Consider the following 24,331-nt stretch of genomic DNA (forward strand, 5'->3'; position numbering starts at 1 on the left):
TTGCTGTGATCTGGGATACTGTGGTGTGTGAGAGAAAAATGAGCAAGCGAATATTCCAAATCTTCAGTTGCAGACTGAAGTGGTTGTTGATACTTTTTATGGTTTTGGTGGTTCAGCCAGCGAAAGCGCAAGATATTTCTAAATTTGATTTATTGGTTAATCGGCTTCGCCCAGCGAAAACAGCACAAGAAGCGAAGCCACCTCAAACAACTAAAAAGATTCGACAACTAAGCGAAATAGAACCTGTTATTACCAGCGCCCAAATGTTACTGGTACAGTCGCCAACACCAACCGACCTCCTTAATCAAGGGAGTGAAGTTGTGCAGGTGACGGGAGTGAAAGCAAATCCCACGAATCAAGGCGTGGAGATAATTTTACAGACAACTAAGGGGCAACAGTTGCAAGTTATAAATCGCAGTGCTGGTAATAGCTTTGTTGCTGATATTCCCAATGCTCAACTGCGTTTACCGTCAAGTGAAGCCTTTACATTCCGCTCGACTAAACCAATTGCAGGTATTACTGAAATAACAGTCACTAACTTTGATGCCAATACAATTCGGGTGACAGCTATCGGTCAGGGGAGTGTACCAGCAGTTGAGTTATCTGACAGTCCAGACGAGGGTCTAATCTTCTCGGTGGCTAGTGCTGCATCTAGAGCGCAACAGCAACAACCCCAAACCTCACAACAGCCCGAACCTAGTCAGCCGTCAAGTCAGACACAGCCAACTCAACCATCAGCTTCTGGTGACGAGCCGATTGAACTAGTGGTGACGGGTGAACAAGACGGATACAATGCATCTAATGCAACAACTGCGACCAGAACCGACACACCGTTGCGCGATATTCCTCAGTCGATTCAAGTAATTCCGCAAGAGGTAATCAAAGATCAGCAAATTACGAAGATTACCGATGCTGCCCGCAATGTGTCTGGAGTATCACCCTTATCGGGCTACGGTGGTTTCTCTGATAACTACACAATTCGAGGATTTGTTGACTACAATGTTCTGGTAAATGGCTTCGTAAACAACTCCTTTTTCGGTTATGGTGCTAACGTAGAGCGCGTTGAAGTTCTCAAAGGCCCTTCTTCTGTACTATACGGCCAGATCGAGCCTGGTGGTGTCGTCAATTATGTCACCAAGCAGCCCTTAAGCAGTCCCTACTATGCAACAGAATTGACCGTAGGTAGCTTCAGTTTTTATCGTAGTGCCATAGACCTTTCTGGACCATTGACCACAGACAAAAAATTACTCTATCGCTTGAACGTTGCCTACGAGAATTCCGGCAGTTACCGAGATTTCTATGGTCAGGAAATTGTCTCTGTGACACCTGTAATCACTTACAAGCCCAGCGAAAACACTACCCTGAATTTTGAATACGAATATGGCAGACGACGTGGATCATTTGATCGCGGTTTTCCAGCGAATAACCCTGTGTTCCGAACTCTTCCCATCAGTCGTTTATTGGACGAGCCTAGCGATTTTTTAAATATAGATTACCAACGGGGAACCGCGACAGTAGATCATCGCTTCAGTGAGAATTTACAATTGCGAAGTTCTTTTTCTGTGCAATCGACGTTTGACAACAATGCTTATACCCAACCCGGTAGCGACATTGAACCAGATGGTAGTAGCGTAGGTCGTGGCTACATCACAAATCGCAATCGCAGACTTGAAGACTACTCCTGGCAAACTGATTTAATTGGTAAGTTCAACACAGGTTCAATAGCCCATCAACTCCTGCTGGGTTTGGAGTTGCGTCGCAACACAGACATTAATCCGATCTTTGACACTGATGATGTTGCCTCAATCGATATTTTCAATCCCGTTTATGGTGCCCGTCCGATAGGGGAACTGAATAAACGTCTATTCCGTACGAGAATTTCCACAACAGGTGTTTATTTGCAAGACCAGGTAACTCTACTATCTAATCTCAAGTTATTGGTTGGTGGTAGATACGATTTTGTTCTTAGCGATAACAGTGCAAAAGTCGGCGATGCAGACACCTCTAACTCTAATTTTTACGACGCTGCTTTTTCGCCCCGTGTGGGCTTAGTCTATCAACCCATAGAGCCAATTTCGCTTTATGCCAGTTACAGCCGTTCCTTTGTTCCCAGCAATGCAACAACGGCTAGTGGGGTACAACTGGAACCTTCTCGCGGTACACAGTACGAAGTTGGGATCAAATCTGAGTTTTTTGATCGACGGCTTTCCTCAACCCTAGCCGCCTATGACATCACAAAAACAAACATACCTACTCAAGACCCGAACCCGAACAATATCGACTTCTCCATCGCCATAGGAGAAGTCAAAAGTCGAGGAATTGAACTGGATGTGGCAGGGGAAATTTTACCAGGCTGGAAGATCATTGCTTCTGGGTATTTGAATGATGCCTTCGTCAGCAAAGATAACACCCTTCCAGTAGGACGCAGACTGGAAAATACTGCCTACCACGGTGCAAGTCTATGGACAACCTATCAGATTCAACAGGGAAGTTTGAAAGGATTACAATTTGGAGGTGGCATATTTTTTGTCGGTTCGCGCATTGTTAACCAGAGCGATCCGGATACTCTTCCTTCTTATTTGAGAACTGATGCCGCAATCTCCTACAAACATGATAATTGGCGGGCGGCGCTCAACTTTAAGAATATCTTCAATGTCAGATATTACGACACAAATGGCTACTTCTTCGTGCCTCAAGCGCCGTTGACTGTGTTGGGAACGATTTCGTTTGAGCTTTAACATTTATTTAGCACGAATATCTACCATGAATTACAAAACCTTGCGTAACTTCGTATTTGGTTTACACCGCTACATTGGGTTAGCTGTGGGACTGATTGCGATTATTGTTGGTTTGACTGGTAGCTTACTGGTCTTCCAATCCGAAATTATTGCCCATCAAAACCATGACCAAATTGTAACCATTATTCCTCAAGGGAAAATGCTGCCGATTGAGGTTATTCTGAATACACTCAAAAAGAGCTATGCCAACCAGCCTGATGCCAAGCTCAAGCGAGTTTATGTACCGACGAAACCAGATGAACCATTTAGTGTTGTCTATACGACCAAAAAAAATGATTGGATTCCAACTTCCGTTCATCCTTATACAGGAGCAATTCTGATCAGTAATAATCTCGAACCCAGCCCTTTAGAGCGCTTTTACAATGTTATTTATCCACTCCACTTCAGTCTCTTGGCAGGTGACATTGGAAACAAAATTGCTGGTACTGTTGGTTTACTGGTGTCCATTTTAACAATTACAGGAATATTTCTCTGGCCTGGTTGGAGGAACTTACTGTCAGGCTTTAAAATCAAGTGGAATGCCCATCCTAAGCGAGTCAACTTTGATATTCACAAAGTTGCTGGTGTAATTGCAGGTGTGTTTCTTTTTTTCACATTTTTTACAGGTTTTTGCTGGAATTTTGGTGAGTTTAGTGAGCCATTTATTCGGGCAATCACTTTTAGTCCGCACCCACAAGAACCTGTTTCTCAACTTATCCCTAATCAGTCTCCTTTAAAGCTTACCGAGCAACTTCAGACCGCTCAAGCTCAATTACCTGGTGCAGAACTCAGAAGCGTTTATTTTGCAGAAAAACCAGACAATGCTTTGATGATTCGCTACAAGTTTCCTCAAGAAATAGACGATAGTGGAAACAGCTATGTCTACCTCGATCAGTATAGTGGCAAAGTTTTGCGGGTGGACAATGCTATCAAACCGTTATTGGGCGATCGCATTCTCAATTCATTCATTCCTCTACACTACGGCACATTTGGCGGTTTGCCTACTCGCATTCTCTATGTGTTTGTAGGGCTTACACCGTTAATTCTATTCATCACTGGTTTTGTGATGTGGCAGTATCGCAAAAGACCTACCCCGGATTTCTCACCAGTCAGAAAAAATTCCTGGAATTAGCAAAATTTAGGATTGAATCCTGAAATAAATAAGATATGTATTATGAATTAGTCAACATAATCTGCTGAAATGTTCTATGAGTAAGGTTTTCGAGTGCCAATATGAGCAGTTTACTGCTCTTTTTCATGACTAATTGCGATCGCTTCATACCCAATATTGCTCGGTTAAGAATATTCGTAGGTTGGGTTGAGGAACGAAACCTAACCTAGACACTTTTGTTTTTTAGGCAAAACTTACGCAGTATTGGCTTCATACCCTATAGCGCCATAGTTTGCTCAAGGCGGAATTTGTCAACCCTACAACCAGATAGGATTTTGAGGCAAACAAATGTCTAACTAAATGAACATTATAATTATTATGATAAAAAATCAGTTGTATATTATTTAGCAAAGTTAATTTTATTACTTTAAATAGCAATAGATTTACTAATAATCTTTAAGAAAATTACGTAGAAATCAACTTCAATGAGACAATCTGACCTAATCTTCTCAACCCAAAGGAAGACATGAACGATCGCACAAAGGCTCTCCAGGCTCTCGCGGCTGAACGTTGGCGAGTATCCCTGATTCTCAGTGGAGCCATGATATTTATTTACTTTGGCTTTATCTTGCTAATCGCGTTCAATAAGCCCCTGCTGGGGTCATTAGTAGTTCCTGGTCTTAGCCTGGGAATTTTACTGGGGGCGCTGGTAATTGTCTCAGCATGGGTATTAATTTTTATCTACGTGCGTTGGGCAAATAGTAGTTACGACGACCAAATCGCCAGGCTGACACGCAAGTGAATTAGCTATTAGCAACTTCTAGTCCAAAATCCAAAATACTAAACCAAAAAAGCATGAATAGTGTGTGGTTCGATCTGCCACTAGCGGCGGATATTACCAGTCTTGGTAAGTTTAACCCGTTGGCGATCGCTTTCTTCTTTGTGTTTGTTGCAAGTTCTTTAGGCATTACCTATTGGGCGGCAAAGCTTACCAAAAATACCGCCCACTTCTATACAGCTGGCGGTAATATCAGTGGTTTCCAAAATGGGCTAGCCTTAGCAGGAGACTTTATGAGTGCAGCTAGCTTTCTAGGTATCACTGGGCTGGTGGCACTCAACGGCTTTGACGGCTTAATTTATTCTATTGGCTTTTTGGTGGGCTGGCCAATTGTGATGTTTTTGATTGCAGAACCACTACGTAACTTAGGTAAATACACTTTTGCTGATGTGGTGGCTTATCGCTTACAACAAAAACCAGTCCGCATCGCATCTGCGATTGGAACGCTGGCAGTGATTAGCTTTTACTTAATTGCCCAGATGGTAGGGGCTGGGGAGCTTATCAAACTGCTGTTTGGCTTTGATTATGAATTAGCTGTGGTGATCGTCGGTTGCGTGATGATGGCTTATGTGATTTTTGGCGGGATGATTGCCACCACTTGGGTACAAATTATTAAAGCAGTTCTGTTGCTGGGCGGAACTATCTTGCTAGCTATCTTGGTACTGGCACGATTTGGTTTTAACCCGATCGCTCTTTTCGCCGCAGCCGCAGATAAGTATCCAGGTGTGTTAGCTCCGGGCAAACAGGTTTCTGATCCCTTTGATGCTATCTCCTTGGGGATGTCGTTGATGTTTGGCACTGCTGGACTACCCCACATCCTGATGCGTTTCTACACAGTACCCGACGCCAAAGCAGCGCGGCTCTCTGTTACTTATGCTACAGCTATTATTGGCGTTTTTTATCTCCTTACCTTCATCCTGGGCTTTGGAGCGATGGTACTAGTAGGTCAAGATGCGATCAAGCAAATTGGGACTGGTGGTAACATGGCTGCACCGATGTTGGCAGAATTTCTCGGTGGTGATGCTTTCTTAGGCTTTATTTCCGCTGTTTCCTTTGCGACGATTTTGGCGGTTGTGGCTGGGTTGACACTCTCAGGAGCCGCTGCACTGTCTCACGATTTGTGGGTGAACGTGGTGCGATCTGGTCATGCTGACGAGTCAGAACAACTGAAGGTAGCTCGTGGTGCAACAATGGTTTTGGGGTTAGTGGCAATACTCTTAGGTATTTTGTTTAAAGGACAAAACGTCGCTTATATGGTAGGTTTAGCATTTGCGATCGCTGCTAGTGCAAACTTCCCGGCATTGCTCTTATCAATGCTTTGGCGACGCTTTACCACCAATGGGGCGGTTGCGAGTATGTTAGTGGGTACCTTCTCCTCGTTACTGCTGATTTATTTGTCACCTACTATTCAGGTGACAATTCTCAAGCACGCTTCTGCACCCTTTGGGTTAAAAAATCCTGGATTAGTTACTATTCCTCTATCGTTTCTAGTGGCGATTGTCGTTTCCCTATTGACTACTGAACAGCAGGCACAGGAAAAATTTGCCGAAGTTGAGGATCGCATCCACATTGGTTCTGGGATGTGATTTTGTCAACGCACTAACAAGTCTAAGCGGCGAAAGCCGCTCATCATTACCGTGTAAATGCGTAGCATAACGAGTGATGAGCGTTGGGGGGTGATGTTGAAGTTTGAGGACGTTGAACCGGAGAAGTTTGGTCAACTGATCGTATCTGTGCCGGATTGGGTGGAATGGATGGTTTGATTTGTTGGGCTAAATAAATCTAAACAATTACGAGCGATCTTGTGTCCTTAAAATAGTAGTCCCAACAGAACCCGCTAATTCCACATCTTCTAAAAACATTTCATTAACAGTCTTTTGACGGTAAATCATCATTTCCCGCACCCAAGAGTCATGACCTTGCTCCATGTACTTACCAATACAGTAACCAGAGTATTCAATATGCTTAGTTTCGTCGAAAATCAACAAATCAGACATTCGAGTTACTTTTGCTAAGTTATTAGGTGTAGCATATGCTTGCAGTACTGGACGCAACAATAATTGTAGGATCAATGCCCGAATTTCTAAGACATTGATTTGGATAATCTCATCCATCACCAACTTTTCATCCATTATTTGAGCTGAAGAAATGGGTACTAGGGGCGGATGCTTGTGATGATAGTATTGCGGAGAGAAGGCTTTCAACTGTGTGCGGAAATCTGCTTCTATTTTCGTCGGAAAAATAATATTCAACAGTGCCACAAACATTAGTGAGTGGCGCGACTCATCAATAGAGTGATTTCTCACCAACTGGGCAAACTCCTGATTTTCGATCTGCTCGGAGAATTGCCAAACTTGTTTAGAACCAGTTCCTTCTTCAGCGACGTTACTAATCAGGGAATTAGAGAACCACTCAGCATTACGAGCAAACTGACGATAGGAGTTACCGTACCATGCCATACCATGTGGTGGTGGATGAATTTCGCAAGCCTGTCTCAAAACACTTTGATAATCTTCAATAATCTGGCAGTTATAACGTTGTAGATAATTGAGCGCCAACTCACTAACATTGTTCATATATTTTATCTTAAAAAAAACTAGATTTAGTATAATTACTACCCTTGATTGGATAATTATGAGTAGCACATAGCTCTTAAAGCATAGGTGTAGATACAAACCTTAGAGGATATTTGAAAAGTATTGGGCGAATATAATTCGCTATTACATAAACGTTCGTGTAGCGTCTCGCAGAGAAGTCCGCTTTGAAGTTCTGAACGTCGGAAGTCGGCGCTCAGACTTCTCTATACGCGGACTAATAAAAAATCAAGGGTTTTAAACCCCCAGAGGTGGGTAAAGTCTCGTGTAGCCGGGATTTATAGTCGCCAAGGCTAGTAATAAATTAGACTTGTTCATTCATCCTCTTAAACTTAATCTTTCAATTTAATGATTAATCGTCCTTGCATTTGGGTGGTACTGCAACGATTGTAATTGTAAAAGGGGGCTTGGGTGGTACTGCAACGATTAGAATTCCAAAAGGGTGCTTGGGTGGTACTGCAACGATTCTAATTATAAAAGGGCGCTTCGGAGGGGATGGACATTTACTACCAGTCGAGATATCTTTTGGCACACTTGTACCACCTTTGATTGCCTCCATATCTTCTGGACTTAAATCAAAACTAATTAGTTCGTTATCTAAATCCTCTAGTTTTACATTTTCCATCTGTTTAACCTCAATTTAATTAGTATCAACCGGAAAGAATGTCTAAATACACAAGCTGATTTATGAGTTCAAGAACTTAAACAACGCTTTTCAAAGAATTCGTAGCTTAATTTATCTTGAAGATTCACTATAATTTTACAAACTAACATTATTTATGCACAGTTTGGCAATTATATTATGTAAAAGGGACATAATTAATTTATTTTTACTCGAATATTAATAGTAGCTAGGTCAAAGGCGAATAGCACGCTTGAAAAGCTAAAAGCTGTGAAACAAAGGATTGCAGCCTTTCAATGCCATTGAGCAGTGGTTGGATGGGTCAGGCGATCGCATCGCCATCACTCTCCATTGCAGGTACTGCGTAATAGATCCGGTAATGATACAAAAGTTATCCAAAATTATTTTTTAGTGTGATTATGTTTACCTCTTTTTATTCCATTTTTACGGGTATGTGACAACCCACAACGCGGACATTCCATCCAGTTTCACCTCAATTCATACTACCATTATGAAACGCTGTTTCTTTCTCACTATACTGAGCAAGATTCAAGTAGGATTTCTATAAGTAATTATACTTTTAGCAGTGATCGCACTCTCATCTGCGCTAGGCGCAGTTGTAAAATAAAAAATTATTTGTCGTCCTTAACACATTACTGTCGCTCGCCTGATGCACCATCAATTTAAAAGTTTAACGACATTAATTTGATAACACGACAAATAAATTGTTATTCGACAACATAACTCGGCAGTCTGTCTGCTTTTAACTAAAACCCTGCTTTTGCCTACCGTCCAAGTTCTTTGATGTTTTTCGTCACTTGTTGGTATAAGTCGTTGTTACCCTGACTTTGAAAAATGCTTGCTGCTTGTTCTAAGTCCTTGAGTGCCCCCTGCTTGTCTCCATTGGTGGCGCGAGCATTTCCCCGGTTATTGTAGGCAGGGGCAAAGTTAGGATTGAGGCGAATGGCTTGATTGTAATCTTCGATCGCTCCCTGTGGATCTCCAGCAGCACGGGCATTTCCGCGGTTATTGTAGGCGATCGCATATTTGGGATCGAGGAGAATAGCTTGGTCAAAATCATCTAGTGCCCCTTTTTTATCCCCAATGGTGGCGTGGGCATTCCCCCGGTTATTGTAGGCTTCGGCATAGTTGGGATTAAGGCGAATCGCTTCACTGTAATCTTTAACTGCTTCTCTGTTGTTTCCTAGTGAGGCGCGGGCATTCCCTAAGTTATTGTAGGCTTCGGCGTCGTTAGGGTTGATGCTAAGTGCTTGATTGTAATCTGCGATCGCTTTTTCCTTGTCTCCTAAATCAAAGTAGACTAATCCCCGCCCGTTGTAGGCAGCACCATATTGAGAATTTTGATTAATTGCCTTGTCATAGGAAGCGATCGCAGCTTGCAAGTCGCCGTTTAAATGCTGATTCTTTCCCTGAATATAAAATTCCCCACCTTTAGAAGTTGTAGCTGGACGGCTAGGTTGACTGACTCCTATTTCTGTCACCAATACATTGTCATTCTTACTACAAGAAACACTACTAATTGCGGTCAATGTAGTAAAAATAGCTATGGTAAATACTTGATTTACCCTTGTTCGCTTTTGCCTAAATAAACGCCGTCTCATAAGTTAATATAAACTGCCATAACGCCTGAACAAAATTAGTACTGAAATCTAGATTTTAATTCTTTAATTCAATAATTATTCTAACTTTTGATATACATTTAAAGTCAATTGACAAATTTCCCTGATATTTTACCGATTTATAAGAGAAGGTAATTCTTGCTGGACGAAATAATTATGAAACTTCAAGATTTATCCTTCACAATAACTCTATAAATTTTGGCATTTGTAGCCTGATGAACAATTTACTCATCCTCAGTTTCACTCGCTTGAGTTTTGTAAGTTAGCTTCCAAGAGGTGGTTTTGTCAATATCTACAGACAGTTGTTCCAGATTTTGTCCCAAATCTTTTTGGAGTTTCTGAGTTAATGTGATTGGAAAATCTAAATTAATACCTTGAGTTTGTGCTAGTCTTGCCAATTCTGTAAATGCGGCTTTGACTGTAGTCCGCTCATAACTAGTCAGCTTATAATCAGAAGTTTCCGATATATTCTGAGCCTGCATGGCTTTTTTTATACGTTCTTGTAAATGCTCAAATTCTGAATTCAACAACTTCCATTGCTGCTCAAGTTGCGAGTATCTAGTACTTAGTGATATTAAGTCTTCGGTTGTGGGTTCGGGGCTGGCTTGGGCTTGTAATCCTAACAAATTTAAGTGGATTTGAGCAAGATAAATACAATCTAAGTAAGCATACTCGATCTGTTCTTCAGTTAAGGGACGTTTTCCCCAATCGCTTTCTTGTTCTTGTTTGTCGATATTGTTAAAGCTACAAAGTGCTGTAGCTATGGTTTTGAGTTGGTAGTTGGGTAATGGCAAAAGATAGTAGGGAATTTTTTTTGCCATTTCCAAAGTGCAAGTAATATTTTTGGCTTTCTTGTTACCGAGAAGCTTTAGATCATAACTGGCATTGTGAAAAACTTTTTCAATGGCAGAATTTATCATAATTTCTTCAATAAATTCAGCTATAATATTAGGCTGATCTAGGACATCTAAAAGGTAGACGCGATCGCCACTCATATCTTGAGGATTATCTAATACCTGAATCAGCGATAGTCGGGGATTACGACTTTTATAGTCAGCTACTTCTGTATCTATCCATAGTGTTTTAGCGTTGGTATATTCAGCAACAATGGCACTAATTTCGCGGGCGGAAGTAAGGTACGGCATTGGCTAATTTTTCCTGATATTTGGGGCATTGTAAGTAAGCCATAGTTTTATAAAGTAACATTTTGTTGGTAATTTTGCTGGCACAGTATTGCAAAAACGCTGAAGTTTTGAGTTACTTAAGCATAGACATCACCAAAATTGCCTCAAATCTGATAACATCGAGTCACCACTCTCAGGCTGCATAGTCTACCCTCAAAAAAAGCTCCTTAGCATCTACGTTAAATTGACAGAGAGCCACAGACTCTATGCACTATAATGGTTACCAGCCGTTAGGAAAATTGAATTGGCGCTTCTCAAAAATGGCTGCAAAATCTTAGCCTGAAGAAATCGTCCAAGTTTCAATTTTCGGTAACCTGAGTGCTTGCTTGGGCACTTTTGCTACTTCACCTTTAATTGCTTTTTAACATCTGCTCCTCACCATGACACACACCTCAATTAATCGCTTCAAGTACTCAATTCGGAGATAGATAATGAAAAAGTTAATTCCATTACTAGTTAGTAGCATTTTGGTAGTTGGTACTTTTGGTTGCCAAGAGGCTCCTAAAACTGGTTCGGAAACTCCTAGCACTACTAATGAAGCCGCTCAAGCACCAGCCAAACCAGCTTCCCAAACAACTCAAACTGCCAAAATTCCCGGAACAGCAACGACTCCTTTAGCAGCTAGTACAGATACTAAAGTTAAAACCGGTTCTGAAAAAACGGCAGCAACAAAAGTTAAGAGTGACTTAAAAACTGAAGTTAGTGAAAAGTTGAATAAAGGCTTACCAGGCAATAAGTTACAAGTTGAAAACAAACAGGGTGAAATTATTCTCAAAGGCACAGCGACTTCTCAACAAGAACTCAAGAAGGCTGAAACTTTGGCTAAGGAAGTTCAAGGTGTAAAGACAGTGAAAGTAGAAGCAAAAGTTGATGCTGTGAAAAAGCCATAAAAAAATAACTGAAGCTCTCAGTTAACATCGGCATAAAAGTCAAACAGGGACTTACATCTGTGTAAGTCTCTGTTGTTTACTTGCTTAAATAAAAGTAAGATGAATTCTAGTAATAAAATTACCATAGCCGTTGGTTTCGACTTCCCTACGGGACGCTACGCGAACGCTCAACCAACTGAGTAATCGAGAGTATGAGCGACTCGTGCCGAGTTTAGCCTGAGCGGCGTCGTTGGCGCAGCCTCTCGTAGAGAAGGGCGGAGCCGAGGTAAGTCGAAACTCGTCAACATAGGTATTTTTTTCATCATCAATCACCTAAGCAGTAGGTAATTGATACCACTTGAATGACTTTATAAACCTATAGCTAATAGTTAAAGTCTTATCAAAAAGACTAAAAAATGGTTTCAGTTTACTTGAATAGACTTCAGTTTAGCTATGACTTATCTTTATAAATACTTGAAAAGCTTATCTAACTAGCAATCCAATTTTCTCAAATAGGTTTCAGTCATGGTGATATATAGAGTTATAATTCTATATTTTCATTTTTCAACTTCCATTATTTGAACCTCGATAAATTCGTTCCATCTGCTCTGGAGAAAGGCGTTTCATTGGAAACCACTCAAATGGAGAAACAGACTGCTTCTCATAAGGTTGAACATCATCCTGCTGGTTTTGAGGGGAATGCATTACTACATTGGTATTTGGAAACCGACCCCTGACCGACTCATCTATCTCTGATTCTGAAAGCTGAGTTTGAGCTAAAACATAAGCGTGCTTCTGGGGATCGTATGCGAAAACTTCTCCTGTTTCAATGTGATAAATCCAAGCATAAATGCTGAGTTCCCCGTGATAAAGCTTAGAGTGAACCACTGGATACGTCCGCAAATTCTCAATTTGAGTAAGAACATTTTCAGCAATCATAATCTCTAGCAGTTCTTCTCCGTCGTAGTCACTGTAGTGGTCTATAACTAACCTTCGAGTTGCCTCTGCATATTTAAGCCAATCATGTACGAGCGGCATTTCATCGCTGAGATTGTGTAACTTCATTAGTCCTTTCATTGCGCCGCAATGAGAGTGACCACAAATAATAATTTGGCGAATATCTAAAGCTTGAACAGCATATTCAATTGTCGCACCTTCACCGCCATTACTTGCCCCATATGGTGGAATGATGTTACCTGCATTGCGAATGACAAATAATTCACCGACTTGGGCTTGTGTAATTAGATTTGGATCGAGACGCGAATCAGAACAGGTAATAAACAATACCCTGGGCTTTTGGCCATGTGAAAGTTGCTCAAACAATTGTTGATGTGTCGAAAAATAGCTAGATTTAAATTCGCGCAGACCTTTAATTAATCTCTTCATTACTACGTTCTACAAATATTTGAAGGTTAAGAGCCAAATCACAGAGAGCAGATTGAGGTAGTAAAGAGGGATTTCTTTCTACGCTTTGACAATTGTAAAGATTACTTTATTATAAGTTCCTTTGGTGCTTTTAATATCCTTCGGCATTTGGTTGAGTTGGTTTTTTCCCTTGCTCCCCTCTGTTCCTTAACAGGCCATGTTACTGTGTGAGAACGCCTAGAGCGTGTTTTCAAACTTGTTATATCCTGAAATAAAAGATGCGATCGCCTTGCGGTAAGCCCTTCAGGTAAGCCAGTCGCTCATGGGGAGCCACTTGCTTCACTTGGAGTCTCCCCAAGTGAAGCAAGTCGCGTGGAAACCCCCTGTTGCCGCAGTGGTGGCTCCTCAACACCGCGCTGGCTTACTGCAACGCGTCTACAATGATCCCCAATTCTCCTCCCTACCCTCTTGCGAATTTTTAATTAGTTGATACACTTGTTCTTCATTAGCCCAGTCAACCAGCGCCTATGGTACACATCAAGCGCGTGGAACTTACGAACTTCAAATCCTTCGGTGGCACTACCTCAGTCCCTTTGCTACCGGGGTGTACTGTCATATCTGGGCCAAATGGTTCGGGTAAATCTAATATTCTAGATGCCCTGCTGTTTTGCCTGGGACTCTCCAGTTCTAAGGGAATGCGAGCCGAGCGCCTCCCAGATTTGGTAAATAACACCCAAACGTCTAAAGGACGCGCTTCTATTGAAGCTAGCGTCACTGTGACGTTTGATTTGTCAGGGGAGGATATCTTACCCAAAGCAACAAAAGCGCAAAATGAGGAAGATTTAGAGACAGTTGAGGAAGTTGAGGAAGCAGAGGAAGAAAATCCAAAATCCAAAATCCAAAATCCAAAATTGGCAGAGTGGAGTGTCACTAGAAGGCTGCGGGTTACTCACCAAGGGTCTTATACGTCAAATTACTATATCAATGGTGTATCTTGCACGCTGACGGAATTACATGAGGAACTAAGTAACTTGCGGGTTTATCCCGAAGGCTACAACGTCGTGCTGCAAGGGGATGTCACCAGCATTATCTCGATGAATGCGCGGGAACGGCGGGAAATTATTGATGAATTGGCGGGGGTGGCGGCGTTCGATCGCAAAATTATCCAAGCCAAATCAACTTTAGATGAGGTGAAGGAAAAGGAAGATAGCTGTCGGATTATCGAGACGGAATTAACTGCACAGCGCGATCGCCTTTCCCAAGATCGGGCTAAAGCTGAGAAATATCAAAAACTCCGCACGGAATTTTTGGCTAAACAATCCTGGGAAGCAGTTTTATCATGGCGATCGCTACAAGCACAACAAGAAAAGTTAGTTAACGAAATTCAAACGGGCGATCGCAATTCTGGTGAACTCACTACCCAACTCACAAACCTAAATTCCGAAATCATTCAAAAAACAGATCAACTTGAACAACTCAATGCCCATGTGAAAGCATTGGGAGAAGATGAACTTTTGGCGGTACAATCTACCCTCGCCACTCAAGAAGCAGAACGAAAACAACTCCAGCGTCAGCTAACGGAATTAGAAACAGCAACGCAGGAAACTGCCAAACGTCTAGCTCAAACTCAGCAAGAGATTCAAAAACACCGTCTTTCCCTAGAAGAAATTGCTGGAACACAGATTGTAGAGACGCGATTTATCGCGTCTTCACAACAACAAAGGAATGAAGCGCAACAAGCTTTAGAAACCTCCCGCGAAGCCGCAGCAGAAATTGCCTCGGCTTCAGAAGCGTGGGTGCAGCAACAAACGGCATTCAACCGTCAAATTGAAACTTTGCTGCAAACTCTAGAACCGCAACGCACGGAACAAGCACAACTTAGGGAACGCAATAATCAGTTACAGCAACTAATTTCCGAACAAACCCTGTTAATTCAACGCGACGAACCCCAATTATCCCAAAAACAAGCTGAATGCAGTCGAGTTGAAACAGAATTTAACGCCTCTAGTGAACCCATCCAAAATTTAGCCGAAAATCTCTCAGCCACAGAACAAGAATTGCAAATCCAACAGGAAACCCAAAAGCGGTTACTTTTTGAACAACGAGAAAAACAACGCCAGTTGGATAAAATAGAAGCGCAAACGCAAGCACAGCAAGAAGTCCAAGGGACCCAAGCTAGTAAAGTCATTTTACAATCGGCAATGCCTGGACTTTGTGGCTTAGTTGTGCAGCTAGGAAAGGTGGAACCCCGCCATCAGCTAGCTTTGGAAATGGCCGGCGGTGGACGCTTGGGACATATTGTGGTGGAAGATGACAGTATTGCCGCAGCAGGTATTGAATTGCTCAAACAAAAACGTGCAGGGAGGGCGACTTTTTTACCGCTAAATAAAATTCACGCTGCCAAATTTACTCAAGATGCAACGCTGCGTTTTGCCAGTGGCTTCGTTAATTATGCTGTTAACTTAGTCGATTGCGATCGCCGTTACAAAGATGTATTTAGCTATGTTTTCGGTAATACGGTGGTATTTGCCAACCTTGAGGCGGCGCGGAAAAATTTAGGGCTATATCGCATCGTCACCTTAGATGGGGAATTGTTGGAAACTAGCGGTGCAATGACTGGTGGTAGTAACACCCAGCGTTCAGCGTTACGTTTTGGCAATGCAGAAGCGGCGGAATCTGATGAAGCGATCGCTTTAAGAAGTCGCTTGGTGGATATTGAGCGGGTTTTAGAGCGTTGTACTGAGGCGATCGCTACTTTGTCAACCCGAACAAAAAAACTCACACCAGAACTCACAGAAGCCCGTCAGGCGCGGCGCGAACAGCAGTTGCAATTGGAACAGTTGCAGAAAGACATTAAGAGTTTAACAGCGCAATTAGAGGGGACGCGATCGCAACTGGCACAAAATAGTGAAAAGCTAGCCACTGCTCAATCCCGATTGGAAATTTTAGAGCGGGAATTACCGGGACAAGAAACTCAGTTGCAACAATTGCGACACGCTTTAGCAGAGTTGGAAGCATCTCAAACTCCCAGCGAATGGCAGCAAATCCAGGCGACAATTAAAACTCAAGAGCAACAATTGCAACAACGGGAGACGGCATTAAGAGAAGCTGAACAAAGATTAAAAAATTTGGAAAATCAGCAACAGCGTTTACAAGAAAAAATCCAAGAAGCAGAAACACGCATCGCAGAATACGAAACCCAACAAATCTCTTGTAGAGACGCGATTCATCGCGTCTTTACACAAACCACAACGATAGACAACCAAATCACCCAAACCCGTTTATCGTTAAATCAAATGGAACAGAATTTAGGAGAAGAGAAACAAAAACGCGACGCTACAGAAAAGGAAGTGCGATCGCACCTTTTGCGCCAACAACAATTGCAATGGGAAATAGAAAAACTCAGAGAAACCCAAGAGAAGCGGCGGGAGGAATTAATTGCTTTGCAAAGCCAGTTGCGGGATGTGGGAGCAGAATTACCAAATCCATTGCCAGAAGTTCCAGATCAGGTAGATTTGGAAGAATTGCAGAAAGAATTGCGATCGCTTACCAAACGCTTGCAAGCGATGGAACCCGTAAATATGCTGGCGTTGGAAGAGTACGAACGCACCCAAAACCGCCTTCAGGAACTGACGCAAAGGTTGCAAACCTTAGAAGGGGAACGCACCGAATTACTTTTGCGGATTGAAAACTTTACAACATTACGCCAACTTGCCTTTAAAGAAGCTTTCGATGCTGTCAACGAAAACTTTCAATCGATTTTTGCTATCCTTTCAGACGGCGACGGCTACCTGCAACTGGAAAATCCCGAAGATCCCTTTAGCAGTGGGCTGAATTTAGTCGCGCATCCCAAAGGGAAACCAGTACAGCGCCTAGCTTCCATGTCTGGGGGAGAAAAATCACTCACAGCCTTGAGCTTTATCTTTGCCCTCCAACGCTACCGCCCATCGCCCTTTTACGCCTTTGACGAAGTGGATATGTTCTTAGATGGGGCAAACGTAGAACGATTAGCTAGAATGATTAAGCAACAATCACAACAAGCGCAATTTATAGTTGTGAGTTTGCGTCGTCCGATGATAGAATCAGCCGAACGCACAATTGGCGTTACTCAAGCACGAGGAGCTTACACTCAAGTTTTGGGGATTAAGTTACAATCATCCAATACATCTGCTTGAGTTTTTGTTAATAATAGTGTATAGATAAACCGGATTCGAGATCAGGACTCGGTATAGAATGACCTCTGAACAGATAATTAGGCGTTCCGACATATTAAATACCCAGGTGATTACCCGCGACAACGGCAAGCGGCTAGGCATCGTCAGTCAAGTCTGGGTTGATATTGATCAACGAGAGGTTGTGGCTCTTGGTTTGCGAGACAGCCTGATCTCTATTTCGGGCATACCGCGTTACATGTACCTCAACAACATCAACCAGATTGGTGATGTCATCCTGGTTGATAACGAAGATGTAATTGAAGATATCGAAGTTGAATCTCTCAGTAATCTGATTAATTGGGAAGTAATTACAGAAACAGGTGAAGTATTAGGCAAAGTTCGAGGCTTTAAGTTCAACGCCGAAACCGGGAAGCTTAACTCCATAGTCATCGCTTCTTTAGGATTGCCCCAAATTCCCGAACAATTTTTGAGTACTTACGAGTTCTCAGTCGATGAAATTGTCAGCACCGGCCCCAATCGATTGATTGTGTTTGAGGGAGCCGAAGAACGGGTAAACCAGTTGACAACTGGTTTGCTAGAGCGCCTGGGTATTGGCAAAGCGCCGTGGGAGAGGGATGCAGATGAAGAATATGGTTATACTCCACCACGCACAATTGCAGCACCCAATCAACTGCCCAGTGGAGTGCCATTACAGCCACCCAAGCAGAGAGTTCGTGCCCCTGAACCCGTAGCGCGGGAAGAGGAATGGACAGAAGACTATGTGGAAGAGCAAAGGCCACAGCGTCAGGTAATGAAGGCGCGGCAGTATGAATCTATTCAATACGAAGAAGACGAGGAAGAAGATAACTGGAGTGAGGCAACGGGCAACGACAGGTATCAACAACCGCAACCGCTAAAGTATGAAGCCCAGCCCTATAGCAAGCCATACGTTGAGGAATACGATGATTATGACGACGTAGAGGGCGATGCTTGGGAAGATGCGCCGAAGCCGGTGAATATTCCTAAGAAAGTCAAAGAAAGACAGCCAGAATACGAAGAAGAAGAAGGATATTAACTAATTCGTAATTCGTAATTCGTAATTTAACTGGAAAATTAGGAAGTATTTTAAGATTAATTCAGCCTTTTCCTTACTTACAAGGAGAGGGCTAATTTTTTAGAACGCACTGTCTAAACTAGAGGGTAATTTGAGTAAAATTATAAAAAGTGAACAATACGCTATTGGCTCAGGGGTAGATATTCAATTCGATCCTGGTATTCATTTTCAAACGAAGCTTCCACAATTATGATTAATTCTTCAACAGTTTGCCCAATGCTTTGGTTTGCATCAATGGTGAAAATTCCAGGAATATGGCGACCTGAAGCTAAATGGTCAGCCAAATGTCCGGGCATTGACTTACGGTTGTTCGTCACCAAAATAAATCCATTGATTTCGCACCAAATCAAAATCTCTGGATCTGGAGTGCCCTTGGTTGGCACATTTAAATCCCCAATTATTCGCACAACCAATTCACGGTTGCGCCGCACAATTTGAGAACGATATGTAGGACTCAGATGTTCATCCAACAGATACCGGATTGCCATTAGCTTTCCTGTAAGTGCTTTGGAGCGTTTTCTTCCTGCATCCGCCAAAACCTCATCCTGGCAGGAGAAGGATTTCGCTGTTGTTCTTCGCGCATAGTTCGGGAAAATTCCAACCAATCTACCAGATAGGCATCAACCTCTGAACGATGATGCAAGTAATACAAAATCGTGGCGTAAACCTGTTCCAACGTCACCGTATGAAATTGTTCGGCAATTTCTTCTGGTGTTTTGCAGCGATAGATGTACTCGTAAAGAATGCTCTCAATCCCAATGCGGGTTCCTTTGAGTCGGATGTCATTTGGTGCAAGCACGTTGAAATACTCTTCCAGTTTCATAAAGCAAGGCCCCTCAACTGAACATTCAACTTCAATCATAAAAGAACACCGGGAAACTCTACGATGAACGCTAAAACAGTTTGGAACTAATTAGTTAACTGTTCAGAAACTCCTCAAAAGCTGATAGCGTCAAACAAAGGAAAGATATCATTGTGGATCTTCGAGCTTGAAAACGCGTTCTAATTACTGGCAACTTCTGCCTTATATTCGACTCCAGTGGCAAACCATCACCAAGGGACTTGTTGGTATCTTGGGATACGTACTGGCGACATTAGTGTTGATCAATCTCGCCGGTAAATTGGCAATTCCCTTTGCACAAGGTAATGTAGTAGCGATCGCTCAAATAACTGGCAGCTGTGCCTTAGTCTTTCTTGTCAGAGGCTTGTTTCAGTCTATACAAGATATGTACATGGCGAAAGCTGCTTTGAGAGTTGCTTTTCATCTCCGCCAGCAAGTTTACGCCCATCTTCAAAAGCTAAATCTCAGCTATTTTGAAACGGCAAAAGCAGGTGATTTATCTTACCGCCTCACGGAAGATGTTGACCGGGTTGGCGAAGTGGTAAATAAAGTATTTCACGACTTTATCCCCTGTATTTTGCAGTTGCTAGCAATTCCAATTTACATGGTTTACCTGAATTGGCAACTGACACTAGCGACGGTGTTAGTTGCGCCACTGATGGGTATTTTAGTCGGCTGGTTTGGTGAACGGTTACGCAAGTATTCCTTAAAAAGTCAAAATCGCGTGTCAGGTTTATCAGCCATCCTCGCGGAAGTTTTCAACGGTATTCGTTTGGTACAGGCTTTTGCTGCCGAAAATTACGAAATTGCTCGCTTTGGCCATGAAGCAGAACGCAGTCTCAAAGCAAAATACTCAGCCGAACGCCTGAAAGCGATTCAGATCCCCATCGTCGGATTTCTGGAAGCCTTAAGTGCGTTATCCTTACTGATTGTGGGAGCGTGGCAAATTTCCCAAGATAACTTGACAGTGGCGAGTTTTTTCAGTTACCTGGCGGCGGCGGCGCTGTTAATTGATCCCATTGGTCACACTACTAACAACTACAACGAATTTAAGCAAGGTGAAGCATCAGTTGACCGCGTTTTTGAATTGATGGCGATTCAGCCGACGGTGATCGAAAAGATCAATGCGATCGCTCTACCCCCAGTCAAAGGCAAAGTAGAATATCGTCATATTTCTTTTGCTTATAAACCAGGTGAACCTGTATTAAAAGATATCAGTTTATTGGTATCGCCAGGGGAAGCGATCGCTCTTGTAGGTGCTTCTGGTGCTGGTAAAACCACATTTGTCAACCTTCTCCCCCGTTTTTACGACCCGGAAGCGGGGCAAATATTGATTGACGGTGTTGATATTCGGGATGTGAAGCTGCATAGTCTGCGGCGACAAATTGGGATTGTTCCTCAAGAAACCATCATGTTTTCGGGGACAATTGCCCAAAATATCGCTTTTGGACAAGACGTTTTTAAAATGAAAGCAGTTACAGAGGCAGCTAAAATTGCTAATGCCCATCAGTTTATTAGCCAGTTGCCAGAAGGTTATCAAACTTGGGTGGGTGAACGTGGGGTAAACTTATCTGGTGGACAAAGACAAAGAATTGCGATCGCTCGTGCTGTTCTGCTCAATCCCCAAATCTTGATTCTTGATGAGGCGACATCAGCATTAGATTCTGAGTCAGAAGCACTGGTACAGGAAGCGCTGGAAAGATTGATGCAAAAACGGACAGTGTTTATTATTGCTCACCGTTTATCAACAGTTAGACGGTGCGATCGCATTTTAGTTCTTGAACAGGGACAAATTGTCGAATCAGGAACCCATGAAGAATTATTAGCTCTAGAGCGTCGCTATGCGCGGTCTTATGCCCAGCAATTTAGTTAGCTAAAAGAGGAAGTGGGGAATCTCACTTCTTTATTCAGGGCAGCCCCATCTAAAGTAGTCTTGCCGATGATGCAACCGCCCTGTCCGAGTACGACAATTCCGAATTAGACTAGTTCCCGGATTTCTCACAAGCCACAAAATGCTAAAAATAAGGCCACATTTGGCATTAGATGTTTTTTAGCTAATATCGCTCACCTCTATTGTTTGTGGTGGGTTCCCAGCAGCATAAATCTCCCACATAGCAAAATCAGGTGGGCGTTCACCCCTAGCAGCATCAGGCGAGAACTTTGATAGGTAGAGAAAGCCAGACTAATTTGCTGAGATTGCAGCCAGTCGATGAAATAACGCGAGGCGAGTATTTCTACAGGGAGAGAAGCTTTAGCAGTGGATTGTCGGATCATTGGCAAAAATATAATTTTTTGACACTAGGGATATTCATCGCTATAATGATGAGCATTTAGTTATTAACTATACATACATCATAATAAATCAAGTCAATAGCTACGTAAAATTCATTAGAACACTTCTCGCCCCCGATCTTCCCTGCAATCCTACTGAGGGGCTGCAAGCTCCCCGACTTCTTAAAGAAGTCGTGGATCTAATCACCAACTCATTTTATCCAACATCAAATTAATACTAAAACAGGGAAATACTTAAATATCATGACAAGTGCCACCGCCACAAAGCACACCCTAGTCATCATCGACTCAGCAATTAATGACCATCAAATACTCGCTCAAGGCATCATACCCACAGCTAAAGTAATTGTCCTCAATAAACACCAAGACGGCATCGCCCAAATCAGTGCCGTCTCAAAAAACCATCCCGCAGCCAGCATCCAAATAATTACCCACGGTAGCCCCGGTAGCTTGCAACTAGGTAATAGCCAACTAAACTCAGACAACCTCCACACCTATCGCCAGCAACTACAACAATGGCTTGCCACAGAAATCCTGATTTATGGGTGTGAAGTCGCCGCTGGAGAAACCGGAAAAACCTTCATAGAACGCCTACACCAACTCACCGGGGCAAACATCGCCGCCTCAGCCCAGAGAATCGGCAACGCCCAACAAGGGGGAACCTGGGAACTAGAAGTGAACATAGGGCAAATCGTCTCCAGCCTAGCTTTGTCATCAGAAATTAAAAAAGCATACCCCGGAGTGTTAGCAACCTTTGCCACCGCCACCAACTTCACCGTTGGCGCTTTCCCCCATTCAGTAACAGTGGGAGACTTCAACGGCGACGGCAAGCTGGACTTGGCTACTGCTAACATGGACAGCAACAACGTCTCAGTGCTGCTAGGCGACGGTACTGGCGGCTTTGCCACCGCCACCAACTTCACCGTCGATAGTAGTCCCCGGTCAGTAACAGTGGGAGACTTCAACGGCGACGGCAAGCTGGACTTGGTTAGTGCTAACTTCTTCGGCAGCAGCAACGGCTACGGCGAGCTGCTAGGTAAAGGCACTGTCTCAGTGCTGCTAGGTAACGGCACTGGCGGCTTTGCCACTGCCACCAACTTCACCGTCGGCACTAGTCGCATTCCATCAGTAACAGTGGGAGACTTCAACAGCGACGGCAAGCTGGACTTGGCTGCTGCTAACGTCAACACCGGCAACGTCTCAGTGCTGCTAGGCGACGGCACTGGCGGCTTTGCCACCGCCACCAACTTCACCGTCGGTAGTAGTCCCCAGTCAGTAACAGTGGGAGACTTCAACGGCGACGGAAAGCTGGACTTGGCTGCTGCTAACAACAGCAACAACAACGTTTCAGTACTGCTAGGTAACGGCACTGGCGGCTTTGCCACCGCCACCAACTTCACCGTCGGTAGTGGTCCCATTTCAGTAACAGTGGGAGACTTCAACCGCGACGGCAAGCTGGACTTGGCTGCTGCTAACTATGAAGCCAACAACGGCAACAATGTCTCAGTACTGCTAGGCGACGGCACAGGCGGCTTTGCCGCCACCAACTTCACCGTCGGTAGTAGTCCCCCCATTTCAGTAACAGTGGGAGACTTCAACCGCGACGGCAAGCTGGACTTGGCTACTGCTAACTTATTTGGCAACAATGTCTCAGTACTGCTAGGTAACGGCACAGGCGGCTTTGCCACCGCCACCAACTTCACCGTCGGTAGTGGTCCCATTTCAGTAACAGTGGGAGACTTCAACGGCGACGGCAAGCTGGACTTGGCTGCTGCTAACTATGAAGGCAACAGCGTCTCAGTGCTGTTGAATGCTAACCCTAGTGCCACTTTTAATGTTAATAATGGTGACGAAATACCCAACCGTCTGACTAACCCGGATGATGATGTCTTCAACATCCAAGGTGAGGATGTCAAAACCAAACTGGAAATCAAACTCACTGGACACAATTCTCAGCTAGTGAATGAACTAGCTTTATTTACTGTTGATGATGATAAAGGTACAATTAACGGTATTGCTCCTGGTGCTGAAGGTTATGCCGAAGAAGCTTTAGAACGTTCAGAGGTAATTTTATCTGCGATCGCTAATACCCCTAATGGGTTTGATACTAATAATCTCAGCAGGCTGCTGGAATTGAATTCTGGTCAGAATTTTAGATTCTTATTAGTCCAAGACGGTACGCTTGATGCTGTACGCATTGATCCTAACTCTATCGGAAAATTACTGTTTTCTAGTGTCTCAACCCAAAAAATTACAGATTTTGGTAATAATGGTTTCTCTTTAGCTTGGAAGGATGCTTCTGGTAAGAGTGCCACAGATTTTAATGATTTGGTGGTGAAAATTAACCAAACAAATCAAGCTTTACCTTTGGGTACAAATCTCCAAGGTCAATTCCAAGGGGAGGTGATTGATTTGCAAGATGTCAAACAATCAGTCAAAGCTGAATTTAGCGTTTACAGAGAGGCGTCTTACAAGGATTACGTCGGCTTTTATCAGGTAACTAATCAAAATGGTGGGATTGATACCAATGGCGACGGCAACGCTGATATTCTCACGGGACAGGCTGGTTATGCTCAGGCTGCTGTGCGTGGTCGGGTTGCTGGTATTGATTTGACTGCGAGTAATCAAGCTACTGCTACTTCCACTGCTACTTTCCAACCTGGTGCAATTTTTGTTCCCTTTATTATTGTTAATGGTAGACCTGATGCACTTTTAGATAACAATTCTAATAATGATCCGACGGTTTATTTCCCCTTCTTGCGTGCTAATTCTGATCAATCGGATCACATTCGTCTGTTAGCAAGTAACACCTTTGGCTTTGAGGATTTGCCTGGTGGTGGCGACAAAGATTTCAATGACGTGATTATCAAAGCTAATTTGACAACTACAATTTAGTCATCTTGAGAGAAGACCGCAGTGGCTCTTCTAAA

The 24,331-nt window shown here is 43.2% G+C and carries 17 protein-coding genes; 9 read left to right on the forward strand and 8 right to left on the reverse strand.

The window, feature by feature from the left end; genetic code table 11:
- The first annotated feature begins 38 nt into the window (after positions 1-38).
- From V7K46_RS24770 to V7K46_RS24785, 4 genes are all read left to right on the forward strand, one after another.
- On the forward strand, positions 39-2,738 hold the full coding sequence (locus V7K46_RS24770) for a TonB-dependent siderophore receptor (protein ID WP_335117856.1): 2,700 nt from the start codon (positions 39-41) through the stop codon (positions 2,736-2,738).
- A 25-nt stretch (positions 2,739-2,763) separates the two neighbouring features.
- The gene (locus V7K46_RS24775; protein WP_335117858.1) at positions 2,764-3,909 is read left to right on the forward strand and encodes a PepSY-associated TM helix domain-containing protein; all 1,146 of its coding nucleotides are present in this window, start codon (positions 2,764-2,766) and stop codon (positions 3,907-3,909) included.
- 505 nt (positions 3,910-4,414) lie between these two features.
- A complete protein-coding gene (locus tag V7K46_RS24780) occupies positions 4,415-4,690 on the forward strand; it encodes a DUF485 domain-containing protein (protein WP_335117859.1) in 276 nt (91 codons plus the stop codon).
- Positions 4,691-4,743: 53 nt separating this feature from the next.
- Positions 4,744-6,312 (forward strand): sodium:solute symporter family transporter, encoded by a 1,569-nt coding sequence (locus V7K46_RS24785; protein ID WP_335117861.1) that lies wholly within the window; start codon positions 4,744-4,746, stop codon positions 6,310-6,312.
- Between the two features lie 204 nt (positions 6,313-6,516).
- On the opposite strand, the gene V7K46_RS24790 is transcribed toward V7K46_RS24785, so the two are convergent.
- The 4 genes from V7K46_RS24790 to V7K46_RS24805 form a co-directional block, all read right to left on the reverse strand.
- Positions 6,517-7,302 (reverse strand): hypothetical protein, encoded by a 786-nt coding sequence (locus tag V7K46_RS24790; RefSeq protein ID WP_335117863.1) that lies wholly within the window; start codon positions 7,300-7,302, stop codon positions 6,517-6,519.
- A 370-nt stretch (positions 7,303-7,672) separates the two neighbouring features.
- Positions 7,673-7,945: a hypothetical protein gene (locus tag V7K46_RS24795; RefSeq protein WP_335117867.1), complete on the reverse strand. Its 273-nt coding sequence runs from the start codon at positions 7,943-7,945 to the stop codon at positions 7,673-7,675.
- Positions 7,946-8,727: 782 nt separating this feature from the next.
- Complete coding sequence (locus tag V7K46_RS24800) at positions 8,728-9,564, reverse strand: tetratricopeptide repeat protein (RefSeq protein ID WP_335117869.1); 837 nt, start codon at positions 9,562-9,564, stop codon at positions 8,728-8,730.
- Positions 9,565-9,806: 242 nt separating this feature from the next.
- On the reverse strand, positions 9,807-10,727 hold the full coding sequence (locus V7K46_RS24805; protein ID WP_335117871.1) for a ribonuclease D: 921 nt from the start codon (positions 10,725-10,727) through the stop codon (positions 9,807-9,809).
- Positions 10,728-11,197: 470 nt separating this feature from the next.
- Between V7K46_RS24805 and V7K46_RS24810 the strand changes: the two genes are divergently transcribed.
- The gene (locus V7K46_RS24810; protein ID WP_335117873.1) at positions 11,198-11,656 is read left to right on the forward strand and encodes a BON domain-containing protein; all 459 of its coding nucleotides are present in this window, start codon (positions 11,198-11,200) and stop codon (positions 11,654-11,656) included.
- A 543-nt stretch (positions 11,657-12,199) separates the two neighbouring features.
- Here the strand turns inward: V7K46_RS24810 and V7K46_RS24815 are convergent.
- Complete coding sequence (locus V7K46_RS24815; protein WP_335117875.1) at positions 12,200-13,021, reverse strand: carbonic anhydrase; 822 nt, start codon at positions 13,019-13,021, stop codon at positions 12,200-12,202.
- 506 nt (positions 13,022-13,527) lie between these two features.
- Between V7K46_RS24815 and smc the strand changes: the two genes are divergently transcribed.
- Positions 13,528-17,175 (forward strand): chromosome segregation protein SMC, encoded by a 3,648-nt coding sequence (gene smc, locus V7K46_RS24820; RefSeq protein WP_335117877.1) that lies wholly within the window; start codon positions 13,528-13,530, stop codon positions 17,173-17,175.
- Positions 17,176-17,233: 58 nt separating this feature from the next.
- Positions 17,234-18,229 carry a PRC-barrel domain-containing protein gene (locus V7K46_RS24825; RefSeq protein WP_335117879.1) on the forward strand — a complete coding sequence of 332 codons (996 nt, stop codon included), beginning with the start codon at positions 17,234-17,236 and terminating at the stop codon, positions 18,227-18,229.
- A gap of 161 nt (positions 18,230-18,390) precedes the next feature.
- Here V7K46_RS24825 and V7K46_RS24830 read toward each other — a convergent pair whose 3' ends face one another.
- Both V7K46_RS24830 and V7K46_RS24835 read right to left on the reverse strand, forming a co-directional pair.
- The gene (locus tag V7K46_RS24830; RefSeq protein WP_335117881.1) at positions 18,391-18,756 is read right to left on the reverse strand and encodes a DUF5615 family PIN-like protein; all 366 of its coding nucleotides are present in this window, start codon (positions 18,754-18,756) and stop codon (positions 18,391-18,393) included.
- Positions 18,756-19,091, reverse strand: coding sequence for a DUF433 domain-containing protein (locus V7K46_RS24835; RefSeq protein ID WP_335117883.1), 336 nt, complete (start codon positions 19,089-19,091; stop codon positions 18,756-18,758). The genes V7K46_RS24830 and V7K46_RS24835 overlap by 1 nt, the downstream gene beginning before the upstream one ends.
- 166 nt (positions 19,092-19,257) lie before the next feature.
- On the opposite strand from V7K46_RS24835, the gene V7K46_RS24840 reads away from it, so the two are divergent.
- Positions 19,258-20,982, forward strand: coding sequence for an ABC transporter ATP-binding protein (locus V7K46_RS24840; protein WP_335117885.1), 1,725 nt, complete (start codon positions 19,258-19,260; stop codon positions 20,980-20,982).
- Between the two features lie 197 nt (positions 20,983-21,179).
- On the opposite strand, the gene V7K46_RS24845 is transcribed toward V7K46_RS24840, so the two are convergent.
- Positions 21,180-21,383 carry a hypothetical protein gene (locus V7K46_RS24845; protein ID WP_335117887.1) on the reverse strand — a complete coding sequence of 68 codons (204 nt, stop codon included), beginning with the start codon at positions 21,381-21,383 and terminating at the stop codon, positions 21,180-21,182.
- A gap of 261 nt (positions 21,384-21,644) precedes the next feature.
- Here V7K46_RS24845 and V7K46_RS24850 point away from each other — a divergent pair, with 261 nt between their 5' ends.
- Complete coding sequence (locus V7K46_RS24850) at positions 21,645-24,296, forward strand: FG-GAP-like repeat-containing protein (RefSeq protein ID WP_335117889.1); 2,652 nt, start codon at positions 21,645-21,647, stop codon at positions 24,294-24,296.
- Positions 24,297-24,331: the final 35 nt, after the last annotated feature.

The sequence above is a fragment of the Nostoc sp. genome (assembly GCF_036917395.1).
In the GTDB taxonomy this organism is placed as follows: Bacteria; Cyanobacteriota; Cyanobacteriia; order Cyanobacteriales; family Nostocaceae; genus Nostoc.

Bases quoted from the DNA above. Each gene is read 5' to 3' on its own strand.
- V7K46_RS24770 (WP_335117856.1), top strand. From the start codon at position 39: ATGAGCAAGCGAATATTCCAAATCTTCAGTTGCAGACTGAAGTGGTTG.
- V7K46_RS24775 (WP_335117858.1), top strand. From the start codon at position 2,764: ATGAATTACAAAACCTTGCGTAACTTCGTATTTGGTTTACACCGCTAC.
- V7K46_RS24780 (WP_335117859.1), top strand. From the start codon at position 4,415: ATGAACGATCGCACAAAGGCTCTCCAGGCTCTCGCGGCTGAACGTTGG.
- V7K46_RS24785 (WP_335117861.1), top strand. From the start codon at position 4,744: ATGAATAGTGTGTGGTTCGATCTGCCACTAGCGGCGGATATTACCAGT.
- V7K46_RS24790 (WP_335117863.1), bottom strand. From the start codon at position 7,302: ATGAACAATGTTAGTGAGTTGGCGCTCAATTATCTACAACGTTATAAC.
- V7K46_RS24795 (WP_335117867.1), bottom strand. From the start codon at position 7,945: ATGGAAAATGTAAAACTAGAGGATTTAGATAACGAACTAATTAGTTTT.
- V7K46_RS24800 (WP_335117869.1), bottom strand. From the start codon at position 9,564: ATGAGACGGCGTTTATTTAGGCAAAAGCGAACAAGGGTAAATCAAGTA.
- V7K46_RS24805 (WP_335117871.1), bottom strand. From the start codon at position 10,727: ATGCCGTACCTTACTTCCGCCCGCGAAATTAGTGCCATTGTTGCTGAA.
- V7K46_RS24810 (WP_335117873.1), top strand. From the start codon at position 11,198: ATGAAAAAGTTAATTCCATTACTAGTTAGTAGCATTTTGGTAGTTGGT.
- V7K46_RS24815 (WP_335117875.1), bottom strand. From the start codon at position 13,021: ATGAAGAGATTAATTAAAGGTCTGCGCGAATTTAAATCTAGCTATTTT.
- smc (WP_335117877.1), top strand. From the start codon at position 13,528: ATGGTACACATCAAGCGCGTGGAACTTACGAACTTCAAATCCTTCGGT.
- V7K46_RS24825 (WP_335117879.1), top strand. From the start codon at position 17,234: ATGACCTCTGAACAGATAATTAGGCGTTCCGACATATTAAATACCCAG.
- V7K46_RS24830 (WP_335117881.1), bottom strand. From the start codon at position 18,756: ATGGCAATCCGGTATCTGTTGGATGAACATCTGAGTCCTACATATCGT.
- V7K46_RS24835 (WP_335117883.1), bottom strand. From the start codon at position 19,091: ATGAAACTGGAAGAGTATTTCAACGTGCTTGCACCAAATGACATCCGA.
- V7K46_RS24845 (WP_335117887.1), bottom strand. From the start codon at position 21,383: ATGATCCGACAATCCACTGCTAAAGCTTCTCTCCCTGTAGAAATACTC.
- V7K46_RS24850 (WP_335117889.1), top strand. From the start codon at position 21,645: ATGACAAGTGCCACCGCCACAAAGCACACCCTAGTCATCATCGACTCA.